The sequence below is a fragment of the Paraburkholderia sp. RL18-085-BIA-A genome (genome assembly GCF_046027075.1).
Classification (GTDB): domain Bacteria; phylum Pseudomonadota; class Gammaproteobacteria; order Burkholderiales; family Burkholderiaceae; genus Paraburkholderia.
Window position 1 is genome coordinate 1 of sequence record NZ_JARESU010000268.1, and the last position, 5,687, is coordinate 5,687.

Here is a 5,687-nt window from a genome sequence, read left to right on the forward strand (position 1 = left end):
CGGCGCGGATACCCCACAAAACCAATGGCACAACAGGGCTCTCTAGATTTATCAAGCACATAGCGAGGTTGGGCAGTATGAAACACACTTGTACAACCAGCAAAGGCCTCATTCAAGTCTGTCGGACAAGACCTCTGATGAAGCTTACTTCGCGATGCTGCCCGCGATTAAAACGGCAGCGTGACCGCCCAGCGTTCCACTTAAAAATCGAAAAAACTGTCCGAACGAACGGGGCCACTTCTTTCAGAGATAGCGCCAGCAGTATCGAAGCGGCAGCCTGTTCCGCTGGACTATATATTATTCCGATTTTTTTACATAGTTTCTTCCACTGTCATACGCGGCCCCAGATTGCGGACGTGGCTATGGCAGCGGCGGTCGGTCGTCCTCGGTCCATGTATCGTCTGACCCCATGACTGCCATCCGTCAAGCATGTTGGCACTGACCGCTCAGGCACGCCGTGCAAGTGCTTGTTGCTATCGTCGCTTCTGCTCCCACCGATATTTACCAATTGCATAATTTAATCAACGGCCCGATCTTGGAATGGCGCAGATCCGTGCGCGCTGTTCGGCATGTTCACTCTTGGCGGTCATCAATTGAGGTTCCTGTCCGTGTGCTGCAGAACTCCCCCCGTCGGCTGAGTGCCGCAAGGCTGTCCAAATTCTAGCGGCACGTGGGCGCCGCGTCCTACAGTAAGGCGATCATGACTCAGTTCTTGAGTTTGCGGATTGCTTCGCACCCCTGCGCCCGTGGAGACCGGTCAATGGACTTCCGTTACGGAAACCGTAGAGTGCGTTACACCTCGCGCCACCGTCGACCGGCACCCCAGATCGTCGCCACCCTGCGCGCCCCGAAACTCACTTTTCCCGGTCCCGTCACCTCGGCTCCACAAATTCACTTGTCCTTCGCAACACTCGTCCGAGGCCGAAAACCGCGTGCAATCCTAACCATGCCGAGTGCACGCATGCCTCCAGGTACCAGGCCAACCAGATCGAGACGAATCATGAGGCCCATCAGCATGATCGATAGCATCGTTTCGCCGATGACGCGAGCGAGTGCGAGTCCAACAGCGCCGTACCGAGGAGCAAGGATCAGCGCCACTACGACATTAAACAAGCCCGAAGCGATGCCCACTGTGGCAAGCAGGCGATCCTTCCTTCGCGGCAAGAATACGTAGCCGGCAACGAACTCGTTAAAGGCAGCAAACGGGAACATCCACGCGAAAATCTGAAGTATGTGAGCGCTATGTTCAAAGGAAGCACCCAGGATCAAAGGCAGCACGAAAGGCGACAGCGCGAGAGCGCCACAGAAAATCAGCAATCCATATCCCATCAGCAGGGTAGCGCTGCGGCGGCTCGTTTCGTGCACTCCTTCCATGTCGCCTTGTGCGAGCTGCCGGGTTATGGTGGGAATGAATACCTGCGCTGCCGGTCCCATTAGCCCGAGACCGAGCGTCGCGAAGCGTTCAGCCGCGCCGAAGTAGCCGACCTGGTCGGGCGTAGACAATAACGTCAAAAGGTAGGTCGACGATGCGGTGAAAACCATCGACGCTGACGAGTAAAGGAAAAGCATCGTTGAAGTTCGCGTGAGCGGAACGATGCCTGCCCATCTGAAACGCGGCCAGCCCAGCTGATAGATCGCAAGACCATATGAAATGGTCAAGGACGCCACACCCGCGATCAAAAGACTCGCAATGACCCAAACGGCGTCATTAGGCCCTTTTACGATGGTCAAAACCAGCACAAGGCTTAAGGCGAAACCGAAGACCTCGATTAAGATGGGCTTTCGAAACTGGTGAAGGCCCTGAAACAACCAACCGAGGTTCATTCCGGACACGATCCCCAGCAGCGTAGCCAGCACACCGATTAAAGGGTTTTGGGACAGAACAGGCGAACACATCGTGGCAACCAGGCCTATACATCCGCCCACCATGCCATGGACGAGACGCACGGTCACATGCAAAGAGAAGGTGTCGTTACCCTCCTCCATGGATTTCGCTTTCGACACGTCGCGCATACCGACCGGGCAAAAGCCGTAGCTGACGAGCATCCATATCACGTTCATGAGCGACATCGACGCCAGTACCCGACCGTATCCGTCTACACCGAGCACCCTGGCGTAAAACGGCACCACGATGATGAGATACAAGTACCTCATCAAGTAGCCGCCGTAGACAAACCCAATAACCCGTATGCTCTTCCGTCTATCCATTTGGTGCTCCGTACATACGTTTTAGGTTTCGCGCAGCCAAGCAACGGCGGGCAAGCGGGTTGAGGGCGATAGCGCACAAAGTCAGAACCGGCAGCTAAGCGAAGATACACAAAGCTGAGGATACAAAGTTGCAAGGTGGTTCTTAAGGTTTCAGAACGGACTCGCTACCGTGGTGCACGATAGTCGCCCGAATTCCCCATCATCCGGCGCCATTTTTCGACGATCGCTCGCTTCCCGTCGGTCGAGCCGTCGATCCGTTGAATAACCCAGCATTGCACGCTCTGTTTCAAGCTCTTTACGTTACCGTTGGTATCGGGGCTTCGCCGCGTGCGCTATTTGGTGGCCGGCGCGGCCGCACCATGCGTGTAGCACTTTCTTCGCCGAACATTCCAAACACCACCCACAGTTTCGCATCAACCCTCGTTCGTCGGAGAGCCTTCCCGCGATATGGTCCGCCAGGTCGCGTCACACTAAATGGAGGCAATGCCGCACGCTTCCGGCGTTAAGGTTCGCGAAGAGGTGACATCGGACAGCCGCCACACATCCGTTCGAGGCACCAAAGCCAAGATCCTTTGTATATGAAGGGCAGATGAGGCTGGCCGGCAACAGCCGCTGGACGGCGTCGCAGGAACAAATGTCTCATGGACCGGGTCGAAAACAGACCAGTGCGCGGGGCGAGGTTTCCTAGCATTTTGCGGTGAAGCTTAGCCCGCGAACTGTGCGTCAAGTCGTCGACGGCACAAATTCGTGTGCTAATGACCGTTTAAGCCTAGCCCCATTACGAATGAGGCGGTGTTATCTGCTGCGACAGCGTTCTATGGCAGTTGCGCGCTGGGAAATAAGAACTATTGACGTCCACAGAGTGCAACCGGCTGACGTGTGCACCTGCGGCCCTTGCAAGACGGCGGATGCGCCAGCATCTAATTCGCGCTTTGTCGCCAGCGGCGGAAAAAATTCTGTCGAAGCCTCAAACATGTGCTGGCAGAGCTTGAAACTTTGCGCACGCTGGCTGAGAGTCCGCGCGCATTCGTATGCAGCGGCTCCTGCGTACGGCGATCGCGAATCTTTATGATGGTGTGGTGAACCGCACGCATACGACGCTGCCGAATGCTGCAGGCCGTGCCGCATAATTGCCGCGATCCACGCTCAGTGTCGTGTGGTCCCACACAGTGCGCACGACCTCGTGAAGCTGGGGCGAGACCTGTCTGCTCGATTTCGAAAACACGCGCCAGAAGCTGCGCCGCGACTAGCGCAGTGTCATGACGAATAACCGCGGTCGGCGGAAGGGGCCCGCCTTCGGATCGCGCGTGAACGCGCCTTCGCGGTCATCGACTGGGGCATCTTCTCCGGGCGCATCCGTTGCTACCAAGGCGATCTTCGAATCCCAGCGGGCGGCGGCAGCAAATTTCCCCGGAGTGCTTGGCCGACGAAATCGGTGGACGCGCAACTCCTCGACCTTAAACCGCTCCACCTCCCTGCCCGGCGGCTTCTTACACGGTCGCGCCGGCAAACCGCCCAATTTCGCCCCCTCGGCCAGCGAACCCGATCGCCACTGGACAAGCAACAGGTGCGCCTGAGGCGCAATGCGCAGGCCATCCATTAGATCTGATCGACCGGTTCAGCGCTACCGCAAGCCGCTGGGCAGTCGGCCAACCGACGGACTGAACGTCTTCACCGGGTTCCAGTCATTCGTGTCGTTCCGCACATCATAGCGAACCGCGTTATTTCGACCCGACCTTCCATTTGTCCCATGAGCTCGGCCTTTTCGGCCAATATCACGCCAGTTTATGCCGCTTGCCTATCTTCCGTCCAATGGCGGGGTAGTGTTCACAAATCATTGCCAATGATCGCTCTTCCATCTGTTGGTAATATCCTTGATCAGATGCCAAATCACAGCACACGAAAAAGGGAGCGCCCTGATGACTTTAGGAACCAACCTGTAAGCGTCGCCAATGGCTTCACTGATTCTTCCTGTAACGCAGGATCATTCGGAAACCTAATCGCTTTTGATGACGTAGGTTTCTTTGGTAGCACACTAGCAAGGATGTTACATGCCAGCTTTTTCAGTCATTGTGCCGGCCTACAATATGCAGGATTACCTCGAGGAAGCGCTGGCGAGCATTGCGAGACAGTCGTTTTCCGATTTCGAGGCGATTATCGTCGATGATGGATCGACGGACGCTACGGCCGCAATTGCAAGACGATTCTGTGCAACGGACGCCCGTTTCAGATATGTGCAGCAACAAAACGGCGGCTTGTCCGCGGCGCGCAATTTGGGCACGTCAGTCGCGGTAGGCACGTACATTTATTACTTGGATAGCGACGACTTCATCGATGCAGATGCACTAAGTGCTTGCTATCGGGAATTCACAAATCAGGAAATCGACGTGGTCCTGTTCGAGGGTGAGGTTTTCCCGACTGACTCGCCGATGTACAAGCTCGAAGCAGACTACTTCCAGCGGCCGGTTGGAAACTCGCCTTTATGGTCCGATGATTTCATCATCGAGTCGCTTCGGCAGGGACACTATTGCGTACAGGCGTGTTGCTTTGTGGCTCGCCGGTCGGCTATAGGTAATCTGCGCTTCATAGAAGGCATGGTCTTCGAAGACAATCACTTTTTTGTGTCGCTCTTGCTGGAAAAAAAACTCAAGGTTGCCGTGCTGCATGAAAAACTATACAAGCGACGGTTAAGGTCCGGCTCAATCATGTTTTCATCAAAGACGCTGCATCATTACGACAGCATGAGTCGATTGGTTCGCGAACTGTCGGAGTTGTCCTTTTCCGCGCTCAAGCCGCCGCAACGGGCAGCGATAAAAAAAGAAATTATCGACAATGCGCTGGGTGATTTGCACTTTGTCAGTTCCCTCGTCGGCCCGAACTTAAGCTTGCGAACAAGGAACGTTGCTGCAATGTGGCATGTCGCGACGCACATCTCGCCGCGGTTGTTCGCGCCCAAACGTATTTTGCTTGCGCTGGTGCCAGAACTGTACAGACTCAAGGGCGAAGCCCGACTCCATCGCTGAAGAGAAGTGGCGAAGCGTTCGTGGAGTACGCCACGATGGGCAGGCGGCGCACGTTATACAACCCGTAGACACAACCCCAACGTTGCCGAGTTCTTCAAGCCGCCAATATGCTACTGCCGCTTGCGACATTCCCTTATCTGTTGCGCGTCCTCCGTCCGGGAAGCTTCGGCGCGTACGTCTTCGCGCAAGCCATCGTTGGCTATCTCGTGTTGCTGACTGAGTACGGGTTTAACTGGTCATCCACTGCCCAAGTCGCACGTGTTCAGCATGATCGGTACGCGGTATCGAGGATCTTCGGGACGACACAAGTGGCAAACGCGCTTATCGCGGTGGTCGGCTTCGCCATCTTGCTGCTAGCGGCCTTCTTCGTACCAAGATTACGCGAAATGCTGCCGGTTTTGCTGGCTACCTATCCGCTCGTTATTGGAACGGTTTTGTTCCCACAGTGGCTTTTCC

Annotated in this window: 3 protein-coding genes and 1 pseudogene; 2 read left to right on the forward strand and 2 right to left on the reverse strand. The window is 55.7% G+C overall.

The features are described 5' to 3' along the window. Positions 1-891: 891 nt before the first annotated feature. Entirely contained in the window at positions 892-2,208 is a 1,317-nt protein-coding gene (locus tag P0D89_RS50595) for an oligosaccharide flippase family protein (protein ID WP_408379291.1), read from the reverse strand. 1,180 nt (positions 2,209-3,388) lie between these two features. Continuing rightward, positions 3,389-3,559 (reverse strand): annotated as a pseudogene (locus P0D89_RS50600) (IS21 family transposase); the annotation flags it as partial. 700 nt (positions 3,560-4,259) lie between these two features. On the opposite strand from P0D89_RS50600, the gene P0D89_RS50605 reads away from it, so the two are divergent. Together P0D89_RS50605 and P0D89_RS50610 are read left to right on the forward strand one after the other, a co-directional pair. Next, on the forward strand, positions 4,260-5,231 hold the full coding sequence (locus P0D89_RS50605; RefSeq protein ID WP_408366988.1) for a glycosyltransferase family 2 protein: 972 nt from the start codon (positions 4,260-4,262) through the stop codon (positions 5,229-5,231). Between the two features lie 107 nt (positions 5,232-5,338). Continuing rightward, positions 5,339-5,687 (forward strand): oligosaccharide flippase family protein (locus P0D89_RS50610; RefSeq protein WP_408379294.1); only part of this gene is annotated, 349 nt, incomplete at its 3' end.